At 62.6% G+C, this 23402-nt stretch carries 22 protein-coding genes, 1 tRNA gene and 7 pseudogenes; 8 read left to right on the top strand and 22 right to left on the bottom strand.

The window, feature by feature from the left end:
- Window positions 1–125: 125 nt before the first annotated feature.
- Window positions 126–1920, top strand: a pseudogene (locus BAY1663_RS09305) (EAL domain-containing protein).
- Here the strand turns inward: BAY1663_RS09305 and BAY1663_RS09300 are convergent.
- The 19 genes and pseudogenes from BAY1663_RS09300 to BAY1663_RS09215 all read right to left on the bottom strand — a co-directional run bounded on the left by BAY1663_RS09300 (window position 1887) and on the right by BAY1663_RS09215 (window position 17829).
- Window positions 1887–2353: pseudogene (locus BAY1663_RS09300) on the bottom strand (sel1 repeat family protein). The pseudogenes BAY1663_RS09305 and BAY1663_RS09300 overlap by 34 nt on opposite strands.
- Window positions 2353–2733, bottom strand: coding sequence for a hypothetical protein (locus BAY1663_RS09295; protein WP_037039828.1), 381 nt, complete (start codon window positions 2731–2733; stop codon window positions 2353–2355). Before BAY1663_RS09295 ends, BAY1663_RS09300 begins: the two are co-directional and overlap by 1 nt.
- Window positions 2730–3056: a helix-turn-helix domain-containing protein gene (locus BAY1663_RS09290; protein WP_037039826.1), complete on the bottom strand. Its 327-nt coding sequence runs from the start codon at window positions 3054–3056 to the stop codon at window positions 2730–2732. Before BAY1663_RS09290 ends, BAY1663_RS09295 begins: the two co-directional genes overlap by 4 nt.
- Window positions 3057–3191: 135 nt before the next feature.
- Window positions 3192–3641: a YkvA family protein gene (locus BAY1663_RS09285; protein ID WP_037039825.1), complete on the bottom strand. Its 450-nt coding sequence runs from the start codon at window positions 3639–3641 to the stop codon at window positions 3192–3194.
- A gap of 371 nt (window positions 3642–4012) precedes the next feature.
- Window positions 4013–4330, bottom strand: coding sequence for a helix-hairpin-helix domain-containing protein (locus BAY1663_RS09280; protein WP_037039882.1), 318 nt, complete (start codon window positions 4328–4330; stop codon window positions 4013–4015).
- Between the two features lie 123 nt (window positions 4331–4453).
- Window positions 4454–5728 carry a flagellar hook-associated protein FlgL gene (gene flgL / locus BAY1663_RS09275; RefSeq protein WP_037039823.1) on the bottom strand — a complete coding sequence of 425 codons (1275 nt, stop codon included), beginning with the start codon at window positions 5726–5728 and terminating at the stop codon, window positions 4454–4456.
- A gap of 11 nt (window positions 5729–5739) precedes the next feature.
- Window positions 5740–7794 (bottom strand): flagellar hook-associated protein FlgK, encoded by a 2055-nt coding sequence (gene flgK, locus BAY1663_RS09270; RefSeq protein WP_037039821.1) that lies wholly within the window; start codon window positions 7792–7794, stop codon window positions 5740–5742.
- A gap of 3 nt (window positions 7795–7797) precedes the next feature.
- Window positions 7798–8969, bottom strand: a pseudogene (flgJ, locus tag BAY1663_RS09265) (flagellar assembly peptidoglycan hydrolase FlgJ).
- Window positions 8970–8978: 9 nt separating this feature from the next.
- Entirely contained in the window at window positions 8979–10079 is a 1101-nt protein-coding gene (locus BAY1663_RS09260; protein ID WP_164838444.1) for a flagellar basal body P-ring protein FlgI, read from the bottom strand.
- Between the two features lie 14 nt (window positions 10080–10093).
- Window positions 10094–10789: a flagellar basal body L-ring protein FlgH gene (flgH, locus tag BAY1663_RS09255; RefSeq protein ID WP_037039818.1), complete on the bottom strand. Its 696-nt coding sequence runs from the start codon at window positions 10787–10789 to the stop codon at window positions 10094–10096.
- 88 nt (window positions 10790–10877) lie between these two features.
- The gene (gene flgG, locus BAY1663_RS09250; protein WP_037039815.1) at window positions 10878–11663 is read right to left on the bottom strand and encodes a flagellar basal-body rod protein FlgG; all 786 of its coding nucleotides are present in this window, start codon (window positions 11661–11663) and stop codon (window positions 10878–10880) included.
- A gap of 42 nt (window positions 11664–11705) precedes the next feature.
- Window positions 11706–12445: pseudogene (flgF, locus tag BAY1663_RS09245) on the bottom strand (flagellar basal-body rod protein FlgF).
- Window positions 12446–12641: 196 nt separating this feature from the next.
- Window positions 12642–14069 carry a flagellar hook protein FlgE gene (locus tag BAY1663_RS09240; RefSeq protein WP_371257600.1) on the bottom strand — a complete coding sequence of 476 codons (1428 nt, stop codon included), beginning with the start codon at window positions 14067–14069 and terminating at the stop codon, window positions 12642–12644.
- Complete coding sequence (locus tag BAY1663_RS25890) at window positions 14069–14248, bottom strand: flagellar basal body protein (protein WP_371257599.1); 180 nt, start codon at window positions 14246–14248, stop codon at window positions 14069–14071. Before BAY1663_RS25890 ends, BAY1663_RS09240 begins: the two co-directional genes overlap by 1 nt.
- Window positions 14249–14290: 42 nt before the next feature.
- Window positions 14291–14967 (bottom strand): annotated as a pseudogene (gene flgD, locus BAY1663_RS09235) (flagellar hook assembly protein FlgD).
- Between the two features lie 19 nt (window positions 14968–14986).
- A complete protein-coding gene (gene flgC, locus BAY1663_RS09230; protein ID WP_037039813.1) occupies window positions 14987–15430 on the bottom strand; it encodes a flagellar basal body rod protein FlgC in 444 nt (147 codons plus the stop codon).
- A 14-nt stretch (window positions 15431–15444) separates the two neighbouring features.
- A complete protein-coding gene (flgB, locus tag BAY1663_RS09225; protein WP_037039810.1) occupies window positions 15445–15849 on the bottom strand; it encodes a flagellar basal body rod protein FlgB in 405 nt (134 codons plus the stop codon).
- A 185-nt stretch (window positions 15850–16034) separates the two neighbouring features.
- Window positions 16035–16858: pseudogene (cheR, locus tag BAY1663_RS09220) on the bottom strand (protein-glutamate O-methyltransferase CheR).
- A gap of 38 nt (window positions 16859–16896) precedes the next feature.
- A complete protein-coding gene (locus BAY1663_RS09215) occupies window positions 16897–17829 on the bottom strand; it encodes a chemotaxis protein CheV (protein WP_037039807.1) in 933 nt (310 codons plus the stop codon).
- A gap of 89 nt (window positions 17830–17918) precedes the next feature.
- On the opposite strand from BAY1663_RS09215, the gene flgA reads away from it, so the two are divergent.
- From flgA to BAY1663_RS09195, 4 genes and pseudogenes are all read left to right on the top strand, one after another.
- Window positions 17919–18659 carry a flagellar basal body P-ring formation chaperone FlgA gene (gene flgA, locus BAY1663_RS09210; protein ID WP_037039804.1) on the top strand — a complete coding sequence of 247 codons (741 nt, stop codon included), beginning with the start codon at window positions 17919–17921 and terminating at the stop codon, window positions 18657–18659.
- A 272-nt stretch (window positions 18660–18931) separates the two neighbouring features.
- Window positions 18932–19114: pseudogene (gene flgM / locus BAY1663_RS25885) on the top strand (flagellar biosynthesis anti-sigma factor FlgM); the annotation flags it as partial.
- Between the two features lie 42 nt (window positions 19115–19156).
- A complete protein-coding gene (locus tag BAY1663_RS09200; RefSeq protein ID WP_037039800.1) occupies window positions 19157–19627 on the top strand; it encodes a flagella synthesis protein FlgN in 471 nt (156 codons plus the stop codon).
- A 54-nt stretch (window positions 19628–19681) separates the two neighbouring features.
- Window positions 19682–20428, top strand: coding sequence for a flagellar brake protein (locus BAY1663_RS09195; RefSeq protein ID WP_037039798.1), 747 nt, complete (start codon window positions 19682–19684; stop codon window positions 20426–20428).
- A 139-nt stretch (window positions 20429–20567) separates the two neighbouring features.
- Here the strand turns inward: BAY1663_RS09195 and BAY1663_RS09190 are convergent.
- A tRNA-Arg gene (locus BAY1663_RS09190) sits at window positions 20568–20644 on the bottom strand.
- Window positions 20645–20944: 300 nt separating this feature from the next.
- Between BAY1663_RS09190 and BAY1663_RS23570 the strand changes: the two genes are divergently transcribed.
- The 3 genes from BAY1663_RS23570 to BAY1663_RS09180 all read left to right on the top strand — a co-directional run bounded on the left by BAY1663_RS23570 (window position 20945) and on the right by BAY1663_RS09180 (window position 21960).
- Window positions 20945–21157, top strand: a complete 213-nt coding sequence (locus tag BAY1663_RS23570) for a hypothetical protein (RefSeq protein WP_128576185.1) — start codon at window positions 20945–20947, stop codon at window positions 21155–21157.
- A 37-nt stretch (window positions 21158–21194) separates the two neighbouring features.
- Complete coding sequence (locus tag BAY1663_RS09185) at window positions 21195–21380, top strand: PA3371 family protein (RefSeq protein WP_037039795.1); 186 nt, start codon at window positions 21195–21197, stop codon at window positions 21378–21380.
- 253 nt (window positions 21381–21633) lie between these two features.
- On the top strand, window positions 21634–21960 hold the full coding sequence (locus BAY1663_RS09180) for an Arc family DNA-binding protein (protein WP_020307307.1): 327 nt from the start codon (window positions 21634–21636) through the stop codon (window positions 21958–21960).
- Between the two features lie 54 nt (window positions 21961–22014).
- On the opposite strand, the gene BAY1663_RS09175 is transcribed toward BAY1663_RS09180, so the two are convergent.
- On the bottom strand, window positions 22015–23151 hold the full coding sequence (locus BAY1663_RS09175) for a sodium ion-translocating decarboxylase subunit beta (RefSeq protein ID WP_037039791.1): 1137 nt from the start codon (window positions 23149–23151) through the stop codon (window positions 22015–22017).
- A gap of 10 nt (window positions 23152–23161) precedes the next feature.
- Window positions 23162–23402 (bottom strand): biotin/lipoyl-containing protein (locus BAY1663_RS09170; protein WP_037039788.1); only part of this gene is annotated, 241 nt, incomplete at its 5' end.

Raw genomic sequence — 23402 nt, 5'->3', positions numbered from 1 at the left:
CAACCCAACCTACGGCCGCTTGAATACCGGCAAAACGCCACCTCCTGTCATCAAGCTGACATGTACGAACCGTGAAATGGAAGGGCCACAGCTGTGGCCCTTCATTCACGGCCTTCGAGAATCCCATGACCGTCACCGAGCAGTTGAGCATGTTGGGACACATCCTTGCTCACGGCGACATCACCACGCTGTTCCAGCCCATCGTCTCGCTCTCCGAACGCAGTATCCTCGGCTATGAAGCACTGAGCCGCGGTCCGTCCAACAGCCCGCTGCATTCGCCGATCAACCTGCTGGCCACCGCGCGGCAGGCCGGGCGACTGAACGAACTGGAAATGACCTGTCGGCAAAGCGCCTGCCGCCGCTACAGCCAAGGCGCATTGCGCGGCAAGCTGTTCCTCAACGCATCCCCCGAGACACTGCTCGAAGCATCGCACAAGCCCGGCCGCACGCTGGAGCTGTTGAACGCCTATGGCATCCCGGCCGGCCAGGTGGTCATCGAGCTGACCGAACAGACGCCGACCGACGATTTCGAACTGCTGGACAAGGCCCTGCATCACTACCGGGCGATGGGCTTCAGCATCGCTCTCGACGATCTCGGTGCCGGCTATTCGACCTGCGGCTGTGGTCGGAACTACGCCCGGATTACGTGAAGATCGACCGCTACTTCATCGATGGCATCCATCAGGACGCGGTGAAGCGTGAATTCGTCGAGTCGATCCTCAAGATTGCGCGGGCCTCGCGGGCGCAGGTCATCGCCGAAGGCATAGAGCTGGCGGAAGAACTGACCGTCCTGTCGGATATGGGGGTCGACCTGGTCCAGGGCTATCTGCTCGGACGTCCACAGGAACTCCCCGCGCTGGAAATCGATGAAGTGCTGCCTTCGCTGGAGGCGCAACAGGCCGGGCTCAACGAGGACACTGGCGACCTTTCCGCCCTGCTCGTGCGCCAGCCAGCGATGTCGGCCGAGCGACCGATCGCGAGATGCTGGAAGCCTTCCGCCTGCAGGCCAGCCTGAACTCCATCGCCGTGCTGGATGCCGACGAAAGGCCAGTGGGTATCGTCCACCGCAACCTGATATCAGGCGCCCTGCTCAAACCCTTCGCCACCGATCTGCTGGCGCGCAAGCCGATCAGTCGCCTGATGAGCACCGACTTTCTCGCGGTCGAACTCGGCCAGTCATTGCAGCAGGTCAGTCGCCTGCTCACCAGCCGTGCCCGTCAGCGCATCGAGGAGGATTTCGTCATCACCCTGGCCGGGCGCTATCACGGACTCGGGCGGGTCATCGACGTGCTCAGGCTGATCACCGAAATGAAGATCCAGCAGGCCCGCCACGCCAATCCACTGACCTTGCTGCCGGGCAACGTGCCGATCCAGCAATGCCTGACGCGCCTGCTGCAACAGAAACGCGACGCGCTGATCTGCTACGTGGACATCGACAACTTCAAACCTTTCAATGACCTCTACGGCTACGCCAAGGGCGACGAGGTCCTGCTGTGCCTGGCGCATTGCCTGAACGAAAGCGTCGACCCGGGTTTCGATTTCGTCGGTCATATCGGCGGCGACGATTTCATGCTGGTCTTGACCAGCACCGACTGGGAACGGCGCATCGAACAGCTGCTGCAAGAATTTCACAGGCGCTGCCAACTCTTCTACCGCAGTGAGCATCTGGCCGCGGGCTGCTTCATCGCTTCCAGCCGCGAAGGACGTGAACAACGCTATCCGTTACTGGCCCTGTCGATCGGCGCAGTCAGGGTGCGTGCGCAGAACTGCGACCAACTGGATGCCGCCGGGCTCGCCGCCCTGGCCTCCGACGCCAAGCGGCAGGCCAAGCAGGAAAGCGGCTCGAGCCTCTATCTGATCGACTCGGCCGACCTGCCGGCCGCGACTCACAAGCCCAGCTTGGCCGCCTTCGACTTGTAGCGGTCGGCCTGTTGCGCATCGGCGCCGAGGCCATGGCCACCTGCGCGGTAAAGCTGCTCGAGGCGCACCGTGGCCAACGGATGCCCGGCATCGGCGGCCTTCGACACCAGCGTGCCGCCTCGCCGCCATCCGGGCCGTGCGTGGCATCTTCGCTCAGACTGATCACGCCCATCTGGTAGGCGGCCTTGGCATCTCCCGCCTCGGCCGCCAGTCGCAGCAAGCGGGCGCCCTCTTGCTTGGCGCCGAAACCCTGGCCGCGAAAATACAGGATATGGCCGTAGAAGCTCTGGGCGCCCACATTGCCCAGCGCAGCCATCCGCGAGAACTGCCCCTCCATCCAGCGCCAGAGTTTCGGCTGGCTAACCGCCTGGCGCGACATCATCAACTTGCGGGCAACGAAATATCCAATCCCGGCACGCAGTTTCCACAACATCAGGGCACCTCCGGATAATCGAACTCGAATACGCGCGCCACCTCCCCGGCATGCCAGGACGCAGCGGCAAAGCCGTCGGCCGCCCCATTGAAGCGGCCCAGGCGAGCAGCGCATTCGAAGAAACCGGTCCTGGGCAACCGGCTGGCACCCTGGCTGATGACCAGGGCACTGCGCAACGGTCGCTCCGAACGGGCATCCAGCGCGGCAAGGTGCTCCAGTGCCGCGGTAAGTGTCTGCATGGCAGGCGTGGGCAACTGCAGGCGTTCGACCAACGCCCGGTAGGTCACCAGATGGCGCTGGCGGCGCGCTTCGGCCAGTTCGGCCAGCAGCGCCTGCCAGTGCTGGCGGCTGATGCTCACAGCCGCAGGTTGCTGACTCAAGCGTCGTCCTCCCAGCCAGAGACACCCAACGCGCGGGCCAGCGCACGACGAATGGCGGCATCCGGCTCGCGCTCTCCGGCTTCGATCAATCCAAGATAGGCCAGGCTGATGCCTACCGAACGGGCCAGGGCTTCCTGACTCACGCCCTGTGCCGCACGCAGGGTGGATAGCTGCGTCAGGGCAGGCTTCTGCGCCTGGACAGGAGAATGGTCCTTGGCCGCCGACGGTTGGGCGCCGACGGCATTCAGAAGCGCCTGATACTCCTCCCATGGCAGTACGGCATATTCCGGCGAACCGTCACGCACGATGACCTGGACATTCATTCGTGTTCCCCTGGCAGCTATCGATCAGAGGCAGAATCTTAACAGCCTGAGGCAATCCTTGAAGCGACAAACCGGGCACAGCGAAGAGTGAATCGGAACCTGAACCGCAAAAGCATGGGTATCGCCCCGCAGCAGTCAGGCGGAGCCTCCACCGGCCCTGGGTTCGGTCAGTTCCGGCAAGCGTTGCAGTCCGGCTCTGCGCTCCGCGGTCTGCGCATCCCTCCAGAGCCGGAAGGCCTGCAACTCATCCGACCACTTGCGCATCACCCAGGTGAGTACGGCCAGGTCATCGACCAGGCCAAGCCCCGGCAGCCAGTCAGGGATGGCGTCGATGGGCGAGAGGAAATAAAGCAAGCCGGCGACCACGGCCACCAGGGCTTGTGGACTTATCGCCCGGTACTCGCCACGCCACCAGGCGACGCAAAGGGCCTGAAACAGGCTCAGGTCTTCGCGCAACCCCTTCAGCAAGCCCCGCTTCGAGGATGATTTGCGTGCCACGGCAAGCAGCAGGGCGGGAATCTTGCCGTGTCTGATCAAACGCTGCGCGAGAGGGAAGTAGCGCAGGAAATTCCAGGGAGCTTTCATCTCGAATTCCTGTAGCCAGCGTCATTGCTGGCATTGAAAAGGTTATCCACCGAAGCTGTGGATAAACCTGTTTACAGATTATGGATGACTGCCGCAAACGCCCTATCCATGGGCTCCCACAACGGATCGACGTTTTTTTGTCCAGCTCATCAAATCATTCAAAATCAATGAGTTATGCAAGAGCACAGGACATTGCTGGGGAAGATTGAGAAGCGGGCAAGATACTATTCCCAATGTGCATAACCCATAGGAAGTCAATGCTTTTCACAAGCATTTTGACTGGCAGATGCACGGGGCGTTCGACCTGAAGGCGACTATAGCCCGCCTTGGTCGAAGGGCTGATCGTTGCGAACAGCCCTCATGACGCAGCGTTATTGCAGGCTAAGCTTGCTGCGATTCTTTTCCAGCGTGGAAGCACCGATGCCTTTGACTTCCAGCAGCTCGTCCAGCGAATTGAACGGGCCATGCTCCTCGCGATAAGCCACGATGGCCTGGGCTTTGGTCGCGCCGATGCCCTTCAGCTCGCGGTTGAGCGTTTCCGCATCGGCCGTATTGAGATTTACCGTTACCGCTTGGGCGACTGCCGCGGCAGGCGCATCGACGGAGCTGGATGGGGGAGCGGCATGGCTGGAGAGGGAGGCACTGGCAAGCAATGCGAAAGCCACAGAGGCAAGAAAAGCCTTGGTCATGTTCATGTCCTTATGAAGTCGAGATGAGCCGCGGGACTTCCTGCTCCGCGTTCAGTCAATTTAACCACCAGCAGTCCGATGTCAAAAACGAGGCCGCATTTTTGCGAACCTCGTCAACTTTCATCACCGCATGGCGTTGAACAGGTTGAGGCTGCTGATCTTCACGTAGCTCTGCTGCGCCGCCTCGAGAATGATGGTCTGGAACGAGAGTCGCGACAGCGCCTCGGCATAATCCAGTTCGCGCAGGTCGGCCTGCACCGATTTGTTCACCAGCGCCACGTCTTCGTTGTCGGTCAGGGTGGTTTCGATCACGTTCCGCCGCGCGCCGATATTGCCACGCGCGGCATCGACGCTGACCATGCCATGGTCGAGGTTGGTCAGGCTCACCGCCACCGCATCGCGAATGTCGGCATTGCTGGAAGCCGGGTCTTCCAGGGTCATGCGCAGGTTGGCAATGGTGCTCAGGATGCCCTGCTTCTGCGCCGAGGAGTCCAGGGTGATTTCTACCGACTCCCCACCGGTCGGCATGCCATCGAACTTGATCATCACGCCGCGGAAGATCAGCTCGTCGGCGGTTTCCCCGTCTCCATCGACCGAGCCCGAGGCGAGCACCTGACCCGGAATGGCGTAAGGATCGGCAAAATCCGCCGGTGGATTATCCAGAGCGTAGACGACGTACTCGGTCTCGGAAGTGAAGTGCACGCCCACACCCGCCGCCGGAAACGCCGGGTTGCCCGCGACAGCGACCTCGTCCTGCACCAGGGGAGCGGAAACGCTCAATGTCGAACCGGGCGCGGCCGCCGAGCTATCGACTGCGCTCCTGTAGCGCCCCGCATTGGTGACGTTCTCGAACACCGCCTTGCCGCTGTCGCTGATGGCGATGCTCAGCGAACTGGCGATCTGCAGCTTGCGCTGCCCTTCGTCGCCCTGGTAGCTGTAGCTGCCGTCGGCGGCGCGCACGAAGGGCTGCGTCTTGCCCTGGAAGCCGGAGAACAGGTACTCGCCACGCGCATTGCGGGTATTCATCAGCGACAGCAGCTCCTCCTCGCGCTCGCGCAGCTCGGCGGCGATGGACTGGCGGTCCTCGGCAGAGAGAGAACCGTTGCCAGCACGCAGGGCCAGTTCGCGCACGCGCAGCAGCACGGTGTTCACCGAGTTGAGCGTCGACTCTTCCTGGACCAGGCTGCTGTCCGCCGCCGTCAGGTTGGCGTTGTACTGGCTCAGCACGTTCTGCTGCTGCTCCAGCTGCAACAGGCGCACCGAGGCGACCGGGTCGTCGGCCGGCGTGAGGATGCGGTTGCCGGTGCTGATCTGCTCCTGGGTGCGCGTGACGTTGGCATAGTTGCGCTGCAGTCCGGTGACGCCGTTGTTGAAGGCTTGCAAGGTCGAGATGCGCATGGACGGGCCTGTTACCTGAAGGAGCTGATCAATGTATCGAACAAAGAGCGGGCAACTTGAATGATCTGGGCCGAGGCGTTGTAGTACTGCTCGAACTTGATCAGGTTGGCCGCTTCTTCGTCGAGGTTGACCGCCGATAACGAATCACGGTTGTCGGTGGCCTGTTTGAGGATGGAACCGGTCGCTTCGCTGTCCATTCGCGCCTGCGCCGTCAGGGTACCGACCCGTTCGACCAGCTCACCGTAGCCGTCGGTGAAGCTGAAGCCCGATCCGGCGACGGAGCCGTCGACGCCGACGGTCTGCTTGCTCTGCAGATCGGCCAGCTTCAACGCATTGCGGTTGTCCGATACACCGCTCTGGTTGAAGGTGAGCGAGAAGCTGTCGTCCGTCTGTGGCCGTCCGCTGACGCTGAAATCGAACCGATAGGTCTCTCCCGAGGCGCCCGTATAGGCCAGCCGCACGGTGTTGCTGTTGCCGGACTGGAGCGTCGGAGCCGCGGTCAGCGGATTGCCTTTTTCATCCACATAAGACCAGCCGGCAGGCAAAGAGCCCGCATCGGTCAGGGTATAGGTGCCGTTGGCGTTGACGTTCGCCGTCAGGTTCAACCCGCTGCCGAAGGCCGTATTGAGCTCGGCAAGGTCGATGGGCGAAGGCGCGGCCACCATGTCCGGCTGGCTGATCGCGCCGGTACCGGCGTTCTGCAGGTCGCTCCCGGCACGCACCGGCGACGCGAAGGCGAGCTGGTCGGCCTGGTCGAGCACGGCGCTGATGTCCGTGGCGCCGCGACGCGTGGGTTGCAGGGTGAACTTGTCGCCGGCCGCCGGTGCCGGCGTCCCCGGTACGATCTGGAAGCCCTGGTCGCGGCCGCTCCTGTCGGTGATGGTCAGGGTGCCGTCCGCGGCGGTGGTGACCGTCATCGGCTGGTTGTCACTCAAGCGCCGGACCTTGTAGTTGGTGCCGTCATACTCCATCAGGTAGTCGCTGGTGGTCAGCACGCTGGTGTCGGTGATGTTCAGTGCCGGCTGTGCGTTGCCGCTGTTGCCGGAGTAGGCGTTGACCCGGAGCTTGGCCAGCGCCGGATCGTTGTAGTCGCCGAACAGCGCAGCCCCCACCTGGCCTTTCAGGTCCAGGCCCTGCCCCAGCTGGCTGTTGATCTGGTCGCTGACCGCCAGCGCCAGCCGTCCCAGCGAGTTCATGGTCGAATCCAGCACTTCCTCGCGATAACGGATCAGGCCGCCCAGCTCGCCGCCGGTGATCTGCGAGGTGATGCCCTGCCGCGAGCCGCCACTGATGAACTGCACCTCGTGGCGATTGGGATCGCCCTGCCCCGGCACCACTTCCAGGCGCGCCACGCTGCTGCCCACCACCAGCGGCTGGCCGCTGCCGATGAAGATGTTGAAGCTGCTGTCGTCCTGCGGCACCACGGTCACGCCGATATAGGTGGAAAGCTGGCGTACGGCCTCGTCGCGGGCATCGAGCAGGTCGTTCGGCTGCTTGCCGTTGGCGGCAGCGACGGCGATCGCCTCGTTCAGGCTGCCGATGCTGCCAGCCAGCCGGTTGACCTGGTCGGTGACCGCGGCCATCTGCTTGTTGGTGAAGCTGTTCTGCTCGGAAAGCCGGTCGTAGACGGTGTTGAAGCGCCGCGCCAGCCCCTCGGCTTCCGCCAGCACCAGTTGCCGCGCGGGAATGTTGGCGGGGTCCTCGGCGGCGGTCTGCAGCGCGGAGAAGAAGCTCTGCAGCGAAGGTGTGATACCGGTCGTGCTGCCAGCCAGCAGCGAGTCGAGCTGGTCGATCTGGCTCTTGTAGGCCGCGACGTCGCTATACAGCGAGGTGCTGCTGCGCAACTGGCTGGTGAGGAACTCGCTGTAGGTCCGGCGCACGTCCACCAGCGTGGTACCGGAGCCGATATAGCCGGCGCCGCTGAACTGCGCCGAACGGGTCGCCTGGGATGCGTCCTGGCGGCTGTAACCCGGGGTGTTGACGTTGGTGATGTTGTGGCCGGTGATGGACAGCTGGGTCTTGCTGGCAGCGAGGCCGGACAGGCCAATGTTCAATAGGTCAGCCATGATTTAGCCTCTGGTCCGCATGGCGGGCGCCGCACTCGCGTCGGCGACGGTCTGGTAAGTCTGCATCTTGCGTGCGATCTGGTTGATCTTGCGCGCGTACTGCGGGTCGGTGGCGTATCCGGCCTTCTGCAGTTCCTTGACGAAGCGCTCGGAATCGCCGGTGTTGCTCGCCACCTGGATGGCGGTGCGGTAGCGATCGTTGTTTTCCAGCAGGGTGACGTAATCGTTGAAGCTGTGCTCGAACGAGTCATAGGCGCGGAAGCCCGCCTTCTCGCGGGTGGCCTTGCCATTGACGTATTCGGTGGTCGTCACGGTCGCCGATGCGCCCTTCCAGCCGGTGGACTTGATGCCGAACAGGTTGTGGCTGTTGCTGCCATCCTTCTGGCGGATCATGGATTTGCCCCAGCCGGTTTCCAACGCGGCCTGGGCGACCAGAAAGCGCGGCTCGACACCCAGGCGCTGCGCGGCCTTCTCGGCCATCGGCAGCATGGTGGCGATGAATTCTTCCGGCGAGCTGAAGCGGGTCTTGCTCGGTGCCCTGGCGGTATCGACCTCGACGCCGTTGACGGTCAACGGCTTGTCCTGCGGCGCGGCGAAGGCGGTGGCGGGCTGCCAGTCGAGGTTTACCAGCGGCTGTGGCGTATCGGTGCCGCGTGCCGGATCGGTCGCCGAGACGTTCGCCAGCTGCCGCTCGCTCGCCCGGCCCGGCAGCGCCAGGCGCCGCTGGTTGAGCAAGCGCGAATCGTCGCGCACGGACTCGACGGCCGCCGCCGGCTTGCTCGGCCAGGCCGCGCCTCGGTCTGGGCGACCTGCGCGAACGGATTGCTGCGCGTGACCGCCTCGGTCTGCTTGCTCAACTGGCGCACCAGCACGTCGGCCAGACCGATGCCGCCGCCCTCCTTCGACAGGCTGACCGACAGCTGCTGGTCGTACATGTCCTGATACTGCTTGCTGGCCTGGCTGTTGAGCGGGTTGTCCTTGGCCAGGACCTCGGTAGCCGAGCGCATCGACTTGAGCATCTCGTTGAGAAACAGCGACTCGAATTCCTGCGCGACCTTGCGCACGTTCTCTTCGCCGTCCCGGTCCTTGCCCACCTTCAATTGATTGAGGCGATTGAGGTCGGTGTAGCTGCCGCTGTCGAGGGCGCGTCTGCCGCTGGCGAGGCGATTGTCCATGCGTTGCCCTTAGATCACGATCAGGTCGGCTTGCAACGCGCCGGCCTGCTTGAGCGCTTCGAGGATGGCCATCAGGTCGCTGGGGGCAGCGCCCACCTGATTCACCGCCCGGACGATCTCGTCCAGCGTGGTGCCGGGGCCGAACTTGAACATCGGCTTGGCTTCCTGTTCGGCCTTGACCTTGGAGTTGGGGACGACCACGGTCTGGCCACCGGAGAAGGCTTCCGGCTGGCTGACCTGCGGGTCCTCGGTAATGGTCACGGTCAGGCTGCCGTGGGTAACCGCGGCCGGCTGCACGCGCACGTTCTGGCCGATGACGATGGTGCCGGTGCGCGAGTTGATGATGACCTTGGCCACCGCCTGGCCGACCTCGACCTCGAGGTTCTCCAGGATCGACAGGTAGTCCACCCGCTGGTTCGGGTCCAGCGGTGCGCTCACGCTGATCGAGCCACCATCGAGCGCCTGCGCCACACCCGGACCGAGCAGTTCGTTGATCTGGTCGACGATGTTCTTCGCCGTGGTGAAGTCAGGGCGATTGAGGTTCAGCGTCAGCGTGTTGCCCTGGTTGAAGCCGCTCGGCACCGGCCGCTCGACGGTCGCGCCGCCGGGGATGCGCCCGGCCGACGGCGAATTGACGGTTATCCGCGAACCGTCCGCGCCACCGGCATCGAAGCCGCCGACCACCAGGTTGCCCTGGGCGATGGCGTAGACGTTGCCATCGATCCCCTTGAGCGGCGCCATCAGCAGGCTGCCGCCGCGCAGACTCTTGGCGTTGCCGATCGAGGAAACCGTGATATCGATGGTCTGGCCCGGCTTGGCGAAGGGCGGCAGCTCGGCATGGATGGACACCGCGGCGACGTTCTTCAGCTGGATGTTGCCGCCGGACGGCACCTTGATGCCGAACTGCGCCAGCATGTTGTTGAAGGTCTGCACGGTGAATGGCGTCTGCGTGGTCTGGTCGCCACTGCCGTTGAGGCCCACCACCAGCCCGTAGCCGATCAACTGGTTGGCGCGCACGCCGTGGATGGTCGCCACGTCCTTGAGTCGCTCGGCCTGGGCGTTCGCGCAGAGGAACAGCAACCCGGTGAGCAGAAGCATTTTCTTCAGCATGCCATCGGCTCCGATCAGAACGGCCACAGCGGGCTCATGAAGAAGCGGTCCAGCCAGCCCGGCTGGCTGGCGTCGGCGAAGGCGCCGGTGCCCGAATAGGTGATGCGCGCATCGGCGATGCGGGTCGATGACACGGTGTTGTCGGTGGCGATATCGTCCTGGCGCACCAGGCCGGCGATGCGCACCAGTTCGTCGCCGGTGTTGAGCGTCATCCACTTCTCGCCGCGCACGGCGAGAATGCCATTGGGCAGCACTTCGGAAACGGTCACGGTGATCGAACCGGACAGGCTGTTGCTCTGCCCCGCCTGGCCGGAGCCGGAGGTGTCGCGCGAGGCGTCGTACTCGGCCCCGAGGCTCATGGAATTGCCGGTCAGCGGATTGGCCATCGAAACAGCACCGCCGAACAACGAGCCGAGGCCGATATTCGCGCTACTGTCCTTCGACAGTTTGGAGCTCGCGTTCTTGCTGGCCTGGGTACGCTCGTTCAGCGTGATGGTGATGATGTCGCCAACCCGGTAGGCCTTGCGGTCGTCGTAGAGATAGTTCTCGAAACCCGCCTGGTAGATCGCGCCGTTGTTCTGTGCGGCTGGCAGCGGCGTACGCGGCAGTACCGGCGCATAGTAGGGATCGTTCGGCTTGGGTGCGGGGGCGACGCACCCGGCCAGCACGAAGGCGGACGACAGCGAGACAACGATCAACAAGCGGCTCATAGACACCTCAAGCCCTGACAGGCCATCGAAACGACTGCGGGCGCGGCCAATGCCTGCCCGTATACAACGGCTAACGGTCAACGCCCGATCAGAGCTGCTGCGTGACGAACGACAGCATCTGGTCGGCGGTGGAAATCACCTTGGAATTCATCTCGTAGGCGCGCTGGGTGGTGATCATGTTGACCAGTTCCTCGACGACGCTGACGTTGGAGTTCTCCAGGGTATTCTGCAATACGGTACCCAATCCGTTCAGGCCCGGCGTGCTGACCTGCGGGGCGCCGCTGGCGGCGGTTTCCAGGAACAGGTTGCTGCCCATGGCCTGCAGGCCGGCGGGGTTGATGAAGTCGGCGGTCTGGATGTTGCCGATGATCTGCGGCTGGGCATTGCCCAGCGTGGTGACCGACACGGTGCCGTCTTCGCCGACGGTGAAGGTCTGGGTCTCCGGCGGCACGACGATGGCCGGCTCCAGCGCATAGCCATTGGCGGTGACCAGCTGGCCGTCGGAACTCAGGTGGAAGCTGCCGTCGCGGGTGTAGGACACCGTGCCATCGGGCAGCAGCACCTGGAAGAAGCCACGGCCATTGATGGCCATGTCCAGCGGTTGCTCGGTGGTCTGCAGGCTACCGGTGGTGAAGATCTTCTGGGTACCGGTCACGCGCACGCCGGTGCCCAGCTGCAGGCCGGACGGCAGTTCGCTGTCCTGGCTGGACTGGCCGCCGGGCTGGCGGCGGATCTGGTACAGCAGGTCCTGGAATTCCGCGCGATCGCGCTTGAAGCCGGTGGTGGAGACGTTGGCCAGGTTGTTGGAAATGGTCGTCAGGTTCATGTCCTGGGCGGACAAACCGGTCTTGCTGACCCAAAGTGCTGGAAGCATGTGCTTTCTCCTCGTGCGCCGGCCAGGCGCTACGCGCTGGTGTTAGCTGAGTTGCAGTACGCGAGCCATGGCAGCCGCGTCGTCTTCGGCGGTGCGCATCATCTTCACGTGCAGTTCGAACTGGCGGGACAGCGCCAGCATGGACGTCATCTCGGCAACGGCATTGACGTTGCTCGCCTCGAGAAACCCGGAGGTGACCCGTACGTTGGCATCCGCCTCGAGAGGCTGCCCGCCCTTCATGCGGATCAGGCCGTCGGTGCCCTTCTCCAACTGCTGCGGATCGGGGTTGACCAGCTTGAGCCGATCCACCGTGACCACGATGTTCGGGTCCTCGCCCAGGGCGCGAATGCTGATGGTGCCATCCTGGCCGATGTCCACCTTTTCCTCCGGCGGAATGGCGATCGGCCCGCCGTTGCCGAATACCGGCATGCCATCGGCGGTGCGCAGCATGCCCAGCGCGTCGATGTTCAGGCTGCCGGTACGCACGTAGCTTCGCTGCCATCCGGCGCCTGCACTGCGATCCAGCCCTCGCCTTCCACGGCGACATCCAGATCCCGGCCGGTTTCCTGCAGCGCACCGGCGGTGAAATCGGTCCCCGGACGCTCCGACATCGCGTAGACGCGGGCCGGATAGCTGTCGCCGAACACCTGCATCGAACGCGCCTGCTCGAAATCCCGGCGAAAGCCCGTGGTGGAGAGGTTCGCCAGATTGTTGGCGTGCGCCTGCTGGGCCCGCGCATTCTGGCTGGCACCGGTCATGGCCACGTAGAGCATCTTGTCCATCGACATCTCCGAGACGCGAGATTGACACTTGCGATTCTGTTAATCACGAAAATGCAAGGCGCGTGCCACAGCCCAGAAAGAAACTCAAGCCACTGAAATAGAAAGGCTTTCCAAAAAAGAAGAAGGCCCTGGCGGGCCTTCTTTCACGAGAGCGGCGGAATACTGCCGTCGGCGGCAATGCGCTTGCCGCTCATGCTCAACGCAGGTTGATGATGGTCTGGGTGACCGCGCTTTCGGTTTCGATGGTCTTGGCGTTAGCCTGATAGTTGCGCTGGGCGACGATCAGGTTGACCAGTTGATCCGACAGCTCGACGTTGGAATCCTCCAGCGCCCCGGCCTGCAGCGCGCCCAGGGTGCCGGAACCCGGGGTACCGATCACCGGTTCGCCGGACTCGAATGACTGCACCCACTGGCTCTTGCCCACCGGAGTCAGCCCCTGCACGTTGGCGAAGTTGGCGAGGATGATCTGCCCCTGCACCTTGGACTGGCCGTTGGTGTAGCGCGCGAAGATCACGCCGGTATCGTCGATTTCCAGCCCCGCCAGTTCGCCGGTGGTGTAACCGTCCTGGGCCACGCTGTTGACGGCGAAGGAACTGGCGAACTGGGACGACTTGGCGAAGTCCATGACGATCCCGCCCGGGTTGGCCAGGGCGCCATTGGCCGACCAGGTCGCCGGGGTGCCGCCATCGGAAATCGCCGGAATCCACCCCCCGGTGGGCGGCGTGCCGGTAGCGGAGTTCAGCGTCACCTTCAGGTCGGGCGAAACGCTGAACGGCGACGCGCTGGCATTGCTGATGCCGGTAAGCGCGCCGGACGAATTGAAGGTCAGCCCCATCACGTAGGGCTGCGGCGGCTCCTGCGCGGGATTGGCAGGATTGCGGCCGTCGATCAGCACCTTCATGTCCCAGGTATTGGCGCCGGTCTTGACGAAGTATTGCGTCATGACGTGGGCGTTGCCCTGCGAATCGTAGATATTCAGCGAGGTGGAGCTGTTATAGGTGGTCGGGTCGGCCGGATTGAAGGTGGCGTTGGCCGCCGCGCGTGCGGCGCTCAGCACCGCCGCATCGCTGGCGGCCAGATTCCCGGCAGCGGCGGCGGCGGTCTCGGCAAGCGGGGTCGCGAAGGCGGTTGCTGCGGCGATCTCTTCGTCGGTCGGATTGGCAGGGTCGGCAACGCCATTGGCCGGGTTCGCGTAATAGGCGGCCATCTGTGTAGCGAGCGTGCTGTTGTATTCCGGCGTATAGGCCGTCTGGTAGGCATCATCGACGATGGCGTCATAAGCCGACTGCCAGGTAACCGGCGACTTCAGCGTCGAGTTCAGGTTGAACGCGGTATTGATGGTACTGGTCGCCTTCGGCGCCTGGTTGGTGGTCTGGATCTGCAGATCGCCCACCACACCGTTCTGCAGGTTACCGTTGCCGTCCACCGGGAAGCCCTGCAGCTTGTAGCCGAAGTTATCGACCAGAAAGCCTTCGCGGTCGGTGCCGAAGTAACCGGCGCGGGTATAGCTCACTGCACCGTTGTTGCTGACCTGGAAGAAGCCGTTGCCATTGATCGCCAGGTCCAGCGCGTTCTGCGTGTAGTTGATGTTGCCCTGGTTGAACTGCTGGGAGATGTTGGACATCAGCACACCGCTACCTGCGGGTTCTTGCCGGTGCCCAGCACGGACGCCGCGTAGACGTCGGAAAACTCCGCACGCGACTGTTTGAAGCCGACCGTACCGGCGTTGGCGATGTTGTTGCCGGTTACGTTGAGATCCTTGCTCGCGGCGCGCAGGCCGCTGAGACCGATATTGAACGACATGAATGCTCCTTCGCCGGAACTGCCGGCAGTTACGGTCGAGAGTTACTGGCCGATGACCTGGACACTGGAAAGCGGAACGCTGCCGAGCCCGGCAAGATTGAGCAGCAGCTCGCTGCCACCCAGGGTCACGCTGTCGACGTTCGCCGGCAGCAGCGTGTAAAGCCCCTTGGTTTCGCCGTCGTAGGTGGCCTGCGCTTCGAACTTGTAGGTGCCGGGCGCAAGGTATTGCCGCTGGAATCCTTGCCATCCCACATGAACGAGACGTTGCCGGCCTCTTGCTGCCCCAGGTTGACCCGGCTGACCACCGCGCCGGTATCGTCGTAGACGTTGACGTAGACGTTGTTGCTGCTCACCGGCAGCACCAGGCTGGCCTTGAAGGTCTCGCTGGTATCCACCACCGCCTTGTCGGTCGGCACGATCACCTTGCGCCCGACCAGCGAGGAGGCCTGCAGCGCCTGCGAGGACTGGTAGCCGGAGAGAATGCTTTCCATGCTGGTGTTCAGCTTCTCGACGCCTTCCACCGTACTGAACTGCGCCAGCTGGGCGATGAATTCGCCGTTTTCCTGGGGTTCCAGCGGGTTCTGGTTGTTCAGCTGGGCCACCAGCAGCTCGAGGAATTCGTTCTTGCCGAGGTCGTTGCCCTTGACCTCGCGATCCTCGCCGAACTGATATTGATCGAGTATCGAGCTGGTGCCGCCGACGCCGCTTGTAGTGCTCATGCGTATGCTCTCGTAGGAATCACTGACCCAGCGTCAGGACTTTCTGCAACATGGTCTTGGCCGTGTTCATCAGCTCGGCGTTGGTCTGGAACGCGCGGCTGGCGGAGATCATGTCGGCCATCTCCTCCACCACGTTGACGTTCGGATAGTGGACGTAGCCGTTCTCGTCGGCGGCCGGATGATTCGGCTCGTAACGCGCCTGCAGTTCGCTCTGGTCCTCGACCACACCCAATACCTGCACGCCCACCCCGGCCTCGTCCTGCCCGGCGAACAGCGACTCGTTGGGCTGGCCGTTGGCCTGCTGGTACACGGTGGCGAACACCGGATGGCGGGCGCGGTAGGTCTGGTCGACGCTGGAGGAGACCGTTTCGGCGTTGGCGATGTTGCTGGAAATGGTGTTCAGCCGAGTGCTCTGGGCGCTCATGCCGCTACCGGCAATGTTGAATACGCTGCTGAGAGACATCGATGGAAACTCCTTTATTCGCCGCGCAGGGCGCTCATCAGCCCCTTGAACTTGCTGTTGAGCAGGGTGAAGCTCGCCTGGAAGTCCACGGCGTTCTTCGCGTAGTTGGATTGCTCGATCTGCAGATCGACGGTGTTCTGGTCCAGGGACGGATGGGTCGGGGTACGAAAGCGCAGCGAGGCATCGGCAATCTCCAATCCCTCGGCGGCAATATGCTTGTCGCTGGTCCGGGTGACGCCGAAGCCGCCCTGGCTCTTCGCCGACTGCTCGGCGAGCACGCTGCCGAAGTCGAGATCACGGGCCTTGTAGTTGGGCGTATCGGCATTGGCGATGTTGTTCGCCAGCACTTCGGCACGCTGCGAGCGGAAACCGAGCGCCTTCTCGTGAATGCCCAACGCCTTGTCGAAACTGATGCTCATGAATCTGGCCCTCTGCCGGATACAAGTCTGCTTGCGCACACCCCAGCAAAGCCCATGCCATAGAACACAAGCCATTGATTTAAAAGGATTTATCGATACACGTGCAATTCACTGGCGTCAAAAGCGGCAAGACTTTTCCGCCGTTTTGCCGCAACCGCCATCTTGCATGACGGTTTTCTGCCGCCTTATTTCGCCTTGTAGATGATGCCCGGGCTGCACTGGACCATCTGGTACAGCTCCGGCAGCCCGTTGAGCGCCTCCGAGGCGCCGAGGAACAAATAACCGCCCGGACGCAGGGTCGCATGGATGCGCTTGAGGATGTCCTTCTTCACATCGGCGGAAAAATAGATCAGCACATTGCGGCAGAACACGATGTCGAACTTGCCCAGGGCGACGTAACTGTCCAGCAGGTTCTGGACCTTGAACTCGACACGCGTGCGAATGGCCGGCTTCACCGCCCAGCGCCCGGGCGCCTTGAGGTCGAAGTAACGCTGCAGGCGCTCGGTGGAAAGCCCACGAGCAATCGCCAGACTGTCGTACTCGGCCGCCTTGCAGGCAGCCAGCATCGCGCCCGACAGCTCGGTGGCCACGATCTGTATGCCGGTCTTCGGCTGGCTGGGATTGGCACGCTCGTACTCGTCGATCGCCATCGACAGCGAATAGGCTCCTGCCCCGAGGAACAGGCCGCCGACCAGATGCGCAGGCGCTGACCGGAACCGGACTTGAGCATTTCCGGCAGGACCCGGCTCTTGAGCACTTCGAACGGGTAGGTATCGCGAAACCACAGCGTCTCGTTGGTGGTCATCGCATCGACGACCTGCTCGCGCAGGCCGCTGCGTGGCTGCGCCTGGATCCTGCGGACCAGTTCGCCCAGCGTCTTGATACCCTGCTGCTCCATCAGCTTGTTCAGCCGGCTGGACACCAGATACTGCTTGTTGCTGCCAAGCAGAATGCCGCACGTCTTCTCTAGAAATACCCGGAACTGCTCGAAATCCAGATCAACTGACACTAATAAAGCCCACCATCAAAGCCATGAGAGGACTAGCCTCAGTTTGCATCCGCCTTTCGAATCCGCTCGACCACCCGAGCCGCGAGATCGTCGGGCTGGAACTTGGCGAGGAAATCGTCCGCCCCCACACGCTTCACCATGTTCTGGTTGAACACACCGGAAAGCGAAGTATGCAAGAGAACATGCATATCCTGCATACGCGAATCCTGACGCACCTCAGTAGTCAGGGTATAGCCATCCATTTCCGGCATTTCAATATCGGAGACCATCATCAGGAATTCCTCCGCCGGCCGCTTGCCATCGTCGGCCATCCGCTTCAGATAATCGAGCGCCTCGCGACCATCGTTCAGCGTGACGACCTCCACCCCGATATTTTCCAGGCAGCGGACGATCTGCTTGCGCGCCACGGAGGAATCGTCGACGACCAGCACCCGGCAGGAAAGCGCCCTGGCCTGGGTCTCGGCATCCACGACGCTCGGCGAAACCTGCTCGGAGGTCGGCGTGGCTTCCGCCAGGACCTTCTCGACATCGATGATTTCCACCAGGCGGTTATCCACGTGGGTCACCGCCGTCAGGTAATGGTCACGCCCGGCGCCCTTGGGCGGAGGAAGGATTTCCTCCCAGTTCATGTTCACGATCCGCTCCACCGAACGCACCAGAAAGCCCAGCGTCCGGTTGTTGTACTCGGTGATGACCGCAAAGCTGTTCTGCAGATCCGCCAACGCCGGCTTGCCCGTCGCGAGGGACAGGTCGAGAATCGGCAGCGTGTTGCCACGGATGCTGGCCACTCCACGCACCACCCTTCCGGACTTGGGCATGATCGTCAGGCGCGGGCACTGCAATACTTCCTTCACCTTGAACACGTTGATGCCATAAAGCTGCTCGCCTTCCAAACGAAACAGCAACAGCTCCAGACGGTTCTGCCCCACCAATTGGGTACGCTGGTTAACCGAATCCAGTACACCGGCCATGCCAGTTTTCCTCTCTGCCTGCAGATTGCGCGGGACCGAACGCCGAAGTGCGGCACGCCCCTTGCTTTGGTTGGGGCATGAACGCCCATATGACTAATTTCCGACGCGATCGCCAAACGCTGTGCAGATACCTGCTGCTACCCTTGCTTTGCGTGATGGGTCAACTGGCCCATGCGGCAACCATGTCACATCCTGAGCAACTTATCGACGCGACCCAACAGTTTCTTGAGCAGGCGGTTGCCGACTATTTGCGACGCGGCGACATACAGGCCCGTCACGAAATCATCGTCAACCGCCTGGACCCCAGGCTGCGCCTGGCACAATGCGACCAGCCGCTCGACGCCAAGCTCGGCACCGCCGCCCAACCCATCGGACGCGTCACCGTACGCATAAGTTGCGAAGGAAGCAGCCCCTGGTCCGTATTCGTCCCGGCACAGGTTCGCCTCTATCGACCGGTAATCGTCGCCAATCGCTCACTGCTGCGCGACAGCCTGCTCAGCGAGGCCGACGTAAGCCTGGCCGAGCGCGACGTCTCCAACCTCACCCAGGGATACCTGACGCGCATGGACGAAGTGCTCGGCAACAAGCTGACCCGGCCAGTGCAACCGGACCAGGTGATCGCACCGAACCAGCTGGAGCTTGCCGAAGTGGTACGCAAGGGCGACCAGGTAGTGATCACCGCTCGAAGCGGCACGATAAATGTCCGCATGCCCGGGGAAGCGATGGCGGACGGTGCGCCCGGCAAGCAGATTCCGGTGAAGAACCAGCGCTCCGGACGCGTCGTGAAAGCGCGGGTCACCGGCCCCGGCCATGTCGAGGTCGCGATGTGATGATCATGGCGATCAGCCACCGGCACATGAGCACTTTTTCATGTGTAGCGCCCGAAAAAACGCTAAAGTTTCGTCCACTGTTGCCGAACACATGGCAAGCGTCCTGATTCTTTCGAGGTTTGCATCATGGTCATCGACTTCAATCGGCCTAACAGCACAGCCGCTGCCCCCAGCGGGCGCGGTGCCGTTCAAGGCAACGAGCGCACGAACAGCCCCCTGCCCGGAGCGGCCGGCGATGCGCCCAAAACCAGCAACACCAGCGCCAGCACCGGCGATACGGTACAACTGAGCCAGAGGCCCAGCGCCTGCAGCAGGCAGCCGACAAGCTGAACGAACAACCCGCCGTCGATCAGGAGCGTGTAGCCAAGCTCCGGCAAGCGATTGCCGACGGCTCCTATCAGGTCGACAGCCAGCGCGTCGCCACCAAGTTGCTCGCCTTCGAGACGCAGCGCTGAACCTGAACGAACCACAGACGCGAGCACATCCAAGAGCCCGAAATGCAAGACACGACCCTGCTTGACCAGCTTACCGACGATATCGGCATAGCCGGCCAGTTGCTTGAGCTCACCGATCAGGAGTTTACCGCCCTGAGCGAACGCGACCTCGCGGGTCTGGAAAGCATTCTGGCGAAGAAGCAGCCGCTGCTGGCCCTGCTCGGCCAGCACAGCAGCCAGCGCAGCCAGTGGCTGATCGGGCAACAGCTGAGTGCCGACCGGGCCGGCCTGGAAGCACTGGCCGCCCGCTCGGAAAAAGGCGCCGCGATCCTCGAACAGGCCCAGCTTCTCGAAGCCACTCTCGAAGCCTGCCGCAGCGCGAACGAGCGCAACGGCCGCCTCATCCGCGCCAACCAGAGCGCCGTAGGCGACATGCTGGGCATCCTTCAGGGCAAGAACGAAACCCCCAGCCTCTATGACAACCGCGGCGGAGCCGCCAAGGTCACCAAACAGCGCCCCTTGAGCCAGGCCTGACCCTGCCCGACTGAGGACGGATCGCGATGGTGATGCGCCGGAGAGTATCGGAACGTGTCTAACCCATTCTTCGACGAGGAAGGCCCACAGCCACCCAAGCTGTTGACGGTGCCGCTCGAGATATATGCCAACCTGCGGCCGCTTCTGGACAACCACACCCCGCTGATCATTCGGTTTCACGAGCGCAACCAGCGCTACCAGAGCTTCCTGGTGGAGTTGAACCGCGAAAAAGGCTGGATCGCCCTCGACGAATTGATTCCCACCGACGGCGAGCGGCTGCTCCTGCAGGGCGAGCCCTTTCAGGTGGAAGGGTTCTACGAAGGCGTTCGCATAGCCTGGACAAACGACCAGCCAGCCCACCTGGATGAGCCGGATGGAGCCCGCTGCTACTGGATACCGACGCCCGCCGAGCTGATCTATCATCAGCGCCGCAACGCATACCGGGCCCAGTTCAAGGAGATGATCGCGGTGGCCGTGCTCGGCGGCGCCTCGTTGCGCAAACCGCTCGAGGGCAAGCTGCTCGACATCTCGGCCACAGGCTGCAGGCTGAGCATCAAGGGCGATCAGCAGAGTTGCCTGCAGACCGGCCAAGTCTACGAACTGTCCACGAAGCTTCCGATCGGCACGGTGCAGACCGCAGTAGAGCTGCGTCACCTGGTCATCGACGAAAAGCTCAATACGACCTTCTGCGGCCTGCGCTTCCACCGTATCAGCGGGCCGACGCAACGCCAGATCGAACGGTTGGTCTACCAGCTGCAACGCGAAGCGCGCCGCGACGGCGCCGAAGCACCGTTCAGCTGAGACCTCACGGCTGCCGCAAGGGCGCTACGTGCACGAACGACGGCCCGGGTGCACAGCGGTAAAAACAGGATTCGACACCGCCTACGCAAACGGATCGAGCGCAGCGTGTGAAAACGGGCAGGCGGGATGCAGGGAGCGCTGGCGTCCCAGAGAGGGGTCGAACCTCCAACCTTCCCCTTAGGAGGGGGATGCTCTATCCGATTGAGCTACTGGGACATATTGCGCGGGCGCATGTTAACGAGCCGCGTGCGTTTTGTCATGCCCGCAGCCTGAAGTACCCAGCAAAAACGGCGTCATACGGGCCGCGGCTTTCCATACGAGCGCTCATCATCGTGGCATCGTCACGTCAATGCAAAATGCACGACAGCTGTACGGGCACTCGTGCAAAGCGCAATCCCGCGGTCATCCTGAAACAAACTATCTCATTGATTTAAAAGGATTTTTATATTCAATAAGGTTGGCACAGCACCTGCAGAAAAAGCTCACTTAGCAACGTGATGCGAAGGACAACGCCTCATGAACATGCCGGCTTATCTGCTCAGCGCAGGAATCCTGATTGCAGCTCTGGCTGCACTGCAGCACCCCACAATCGAAACGCGAACACCACAGCACAACCCGGCTTCCGGCATTCAATCCATCCAGCGACTCGACAGCGTACAGGGTGCACGGGTTCTTACACTCAGCGGCACCGAGATCAGCCCTTCCCAGCCTCAGCGCTGGGTCTTCTAAGGATTAGCGCGGATCGTTCCGCAAGGGAGATACAGCCATGTCTAAATTCGCATTGTCTTGCCTGCTGCTGGCAGCGATCTGCGGAGCAGGGATTTTCCTCGCACCGGCGGATTCCGGAATCCTGAACTCGCTCAGCAAAGGGGGGCTGGCAGTTTTTGGCATGCTTTTCGTCGGCGCCCTGCTGATCGGCCGTCGCATCAAGTTCGACCCCGTATTGCGCTGACCCTTCCTTGGCGCCCTGCCGCATTCGAGCCCCCGCCATTCAGGGCGTCAATTGCTGTCACAGCGGCACTGCATCACAGTAAAGGCACTTTGATACTACAACGCCTTTACTAATCACCAAATCGTCGTACAATTGGCGCCATCAACCCGTCTCATATTTTTTATCGTCTGACGGAACAGCATGTGCTGTTGGTTGTCAGACCGGTGACACCCCGGCAATACGCCAGCACGCCCACCTGACTAACCGGTTTACTATGCGCCCTATGAAACAGGCAGTTTACTCCAGCCGCACGGCTGACAAATTCGTGGTTCGGCTCCCCGATGGCATGCGCGAGCGCATCGCCGACGTGGCTCGCAATCACCATCGCAGCATGAACTCGGAAATCATCGCCAGACTGGAACAGAGCCTGTTGCAGGAGGGCGCGCTCGATGACGACCTGAGCATGCGATTGGATAGCCCGGAATTATCGCTGCATGAGCGGGAACTGCTGCAGCGCTTCCGCCAGCTGACTCATCGCCAGCAGAACGCGCTGATTGCACTGATTGCGCAGGATGCGGAACTAGCCAAGGAAGACAGCTGATCACACCAACAAGAAAGCCGGCATCAAGCCGGCTTTCTTGTTTTCCATTGGCGATCAGCCGACGAAGTTGAGCAACACCCCCGCAGCGACGGCCGAGCCGATGACGCCCGCCACGTTCGGCCCCATGGCATGCATCAGCAGGAAGTTCTGCGGGTTCGCCTCCAGCCCCACCTTGTTCGATACCCGGGCAGCCATCGGCACCGCCGAAACTCCCGCGGAGCCGATCAGTGGGTTGATCTTGTTATGGCTGAAGCGATTCATCACCTTGGCCATGAAAATCCCCGCCGCAGTACCGCCGCAGAAGGCGACCATCCCCAGCAACAGGATCCCCAGCGTCTTCAACTGCAGGAAGGCCTCGGCCGAGAGCTTGGAGCCGACCGTCAGACCCAGCGCGATGGTGACGATGTTGATCAACGCATTACGCGAAGTATCGGCCAGGCGATCGACCACACCGCATTCGCGCAGCAGGTTACCGAACGCGAACATGCCCACCAGCGGCGCCGCATCCGGCAGCAGCAGGCCAACCAGCAGACAGAGCACCAGCGGGAAGACGATCTTTTCCACATGACTGACATGACGCAGCTGCGTCATCACGATGGCCCGCTCTTCGGGAGAGGTCATGGCGCGCATGATCGGCGGCTGGATCAGTGGGACCAGTGCCATGTAGGAGTATGCCGCCACCGCGATGGGGCCGAGCAGGTCCGGCGCGAGCTTGGAAGTCACGAAGATGGAGGTCGGGCCATCGGCGCCACCGATGATGGCGATCGAAGCCGCTTCACGCAGCGTGAACTCCATCCCGGGAATTCCAGTAGCCGTCAACGCCAACGCCCCGAGCAGGGTGGCGAAGATACCGAACTGCGCTGCCGCACCGAGCAGCAGGGTCTTCGGGTTGGCGAGCATCGGCCCGAAATCCGTCATCGCCCCGACACCCATGAAGATCAGCAGCGGGAATACGCTGGTCGGCAGGCCTACCTCGTAGAACAGGTGCAGGATACCGGCCCCCTCGGCCATATTGGCCACGGGAATGTTCGCCAGGATGCCGCCAAAGCCGATCGGTATCAGCAATAGCGGCTCGAACCCCTTGCGGATCGCCAGGTAGATCAGCACCAGGCAGACGAGCATCATCAACGCCTGCCCTGGTTCCAGATGGTACAGACCGGTTCCCTGCCACAGCTTGAGCAACTTATCCATGCAACTCCCCTTAAGCGATGCTCAGCAGGCTGTCACCGACCGAAACCGCGTCGCCAACCTTGACGTTGACCGCCGCGACCGTCCCCGCCTTGAATGCGCGAATCTCGGTTTCCATCTTCATGGCTTCCAGGATCATCACCAGGTCGCCCTCTTGGACCAGTTGCCCGGGCTGTACCAATACCTTGAAGATATTGCCCGCCAGCGGCGCGGCCTGAGGCTCGCCAGCGCTGGGCGCCAGCGCCGCCCCGGCC

This window comes from Pseudomonas sp. BAY1663 (assembly GCF_000582595.1).
GTDB lineage: Bacteria > Pseudomonadota > Gammaproteobacteria > Pseudomonadales > Pseudomonadaceae > Stutzerimonas > Stutzerimonas stutzeri_AF.
The sequence above is the reverse complement of the archived record's forward strand: the minus strand, read 5'-3'. Positions and strand labels throughout refer to the sequence as shown.

What these genes read in the sequence shown, in the direction of transcription:
- BAY1663_RS09290 (WP_037039826.1), bottom strand. Translation starts at nt 3,056, where the DNA reads ATGAATGTCCAGGTCATCGTGCGTGACGGTTCGCCGGAATATGCCGTA.
- BAY1663_RS09285 (WP_037039825.1), bottom strand. Translation starts at nt 3,641, where the DNA reads ATGAAAGCTCCCTGGAATTTCCTGCGCTACTTCCCTCTCGCGCAGCGT.
- BAY1663_RS09280 (WP_037039882.1), bottom strand. Translation starts at nt 4,330, where the DNA reads ATGACCAAGGCTTTTCTTGCCTCTGTGGCTTTCGCATTGCTTGCCAGT.
- flgL (WP_037039823.1), bottom strand. Translation starts at nt 5,728, where the DNA reads ATGCGCATCTCGACCTTGCAAGCCTTCAACAACGGCGTCACCGGACTG.
- flgK (WP_037039821.1), bottom strand. Translation starts at nt 7,794, where the DNA reads ATGGCTGACCTATTGAACATTGGCCTGTCCGGCCTCGCTGCCAGCAAG.
- BAY1663_RS09260 (WP_164838444.1), bottom strand. Translation starts at nt 10,079, where the DNA reads ATGCTGAAGAAAATGCTTCTGCTCACCGGGTTGCTGTTCCTCTGCGCG.
- flgH (WP_037039818.1), bottom strand. Translation starts at nt 10,789, where the DNA reads ATGAGCCGCTTGTTGATCGTTGTCTCGCTGTCGTCCGCCTTCGTGCTG.
- flgG (WP_037039815.1), bottom strand. Translation starts at nt 11,663, where the DNA reads ATGCTTCCAGCACTTTGGGTCAGCAAGACCGGTTTGTCCGCCCAGGAC.
- BAY1663_RS09240 (WP_371257600.1), bottom strand. Translation starts at nt 14,069, where the DNA reads ATGTCCAACATCTCCCAGCAGTTCAACCAGGGCAACATCAACTACACG.
- BAY1663_RS25890 (WP_371257599.1), bottom strand. Translation starts at nt 14,248, where the DNA reads ATGTCGTTCAATATCGGTCTCAGCGGCCTGCGCGCCGCGAGCAAGGAT.
- flgC (WP_037039813.1), bottom strand. Translation starts at nt 15,430, where the DNA reads ATGTCTCTCAGCAGCGTATTCAACATTGCCGGTAGCGGCATGAGCGCC.
- flgB (WP_037039810.1), bottom strand. Translation starts at nt 15,849, where the DNA reads ATGAGCATCAGTTTCGACAAGGCGTTGGGCATTCACGAGAAGGCGCTC.
- BAY1663_RS09215 (WP_037039807.1), bottom strand. Translation starts at nt 17,829, where the DNA reads ATGGCCGGTGTACTGGATTCGGTTAACCAGCGTACCCAATTGGTGGGG.
- flgA (WP_037039804.1), top strand. Translation starts at nt 17,919, where the DNA reads ATGACTAATTTCCGACGCGATCGCCAAACGCTGTGCAGATACCTGCTG.
- BAY1663_RS09200 (WP_037039800.1), top strand. Translation starts at nt 19,157, where the DNA reads ATGCAAGACACGACCCTGCTTGACCAGCTTACCGACGATATCGGCATA.
- BAY1663_RS23570 (WP_128576185.1), top strand. Translation starts at nt 20,945, where the DNA reads ATGAACATGCCGGCTTATCTGCTCAGCGCAGGAATCCTGATTGCAGCT.
- BAY1663_RS09185 (WP_037039795.1), top strand. Translation starts at nt 21,195, where the DNA reads ATGTCTAAATTCGCATTGTCTTGCCTGCTGCTGGCAGCGATCTGCGGA.
- BAY1663_RS09180 (WP_020307307.1), top strand. Translation starts at nt 21,634, where the DNA reads ATGCGCCCTATGAAACAGGCAGTTTACTCCAGCCGCACGGCTGACAAA.
- BAY1663_RS09175 (WP_037039791.1), bottom strand. Translation starts at nt 23,151, where the DNA reads ATGGATAAGTTGCTCAAGCTGTGGCAGGGAACCGGTCTGTACCATCTG.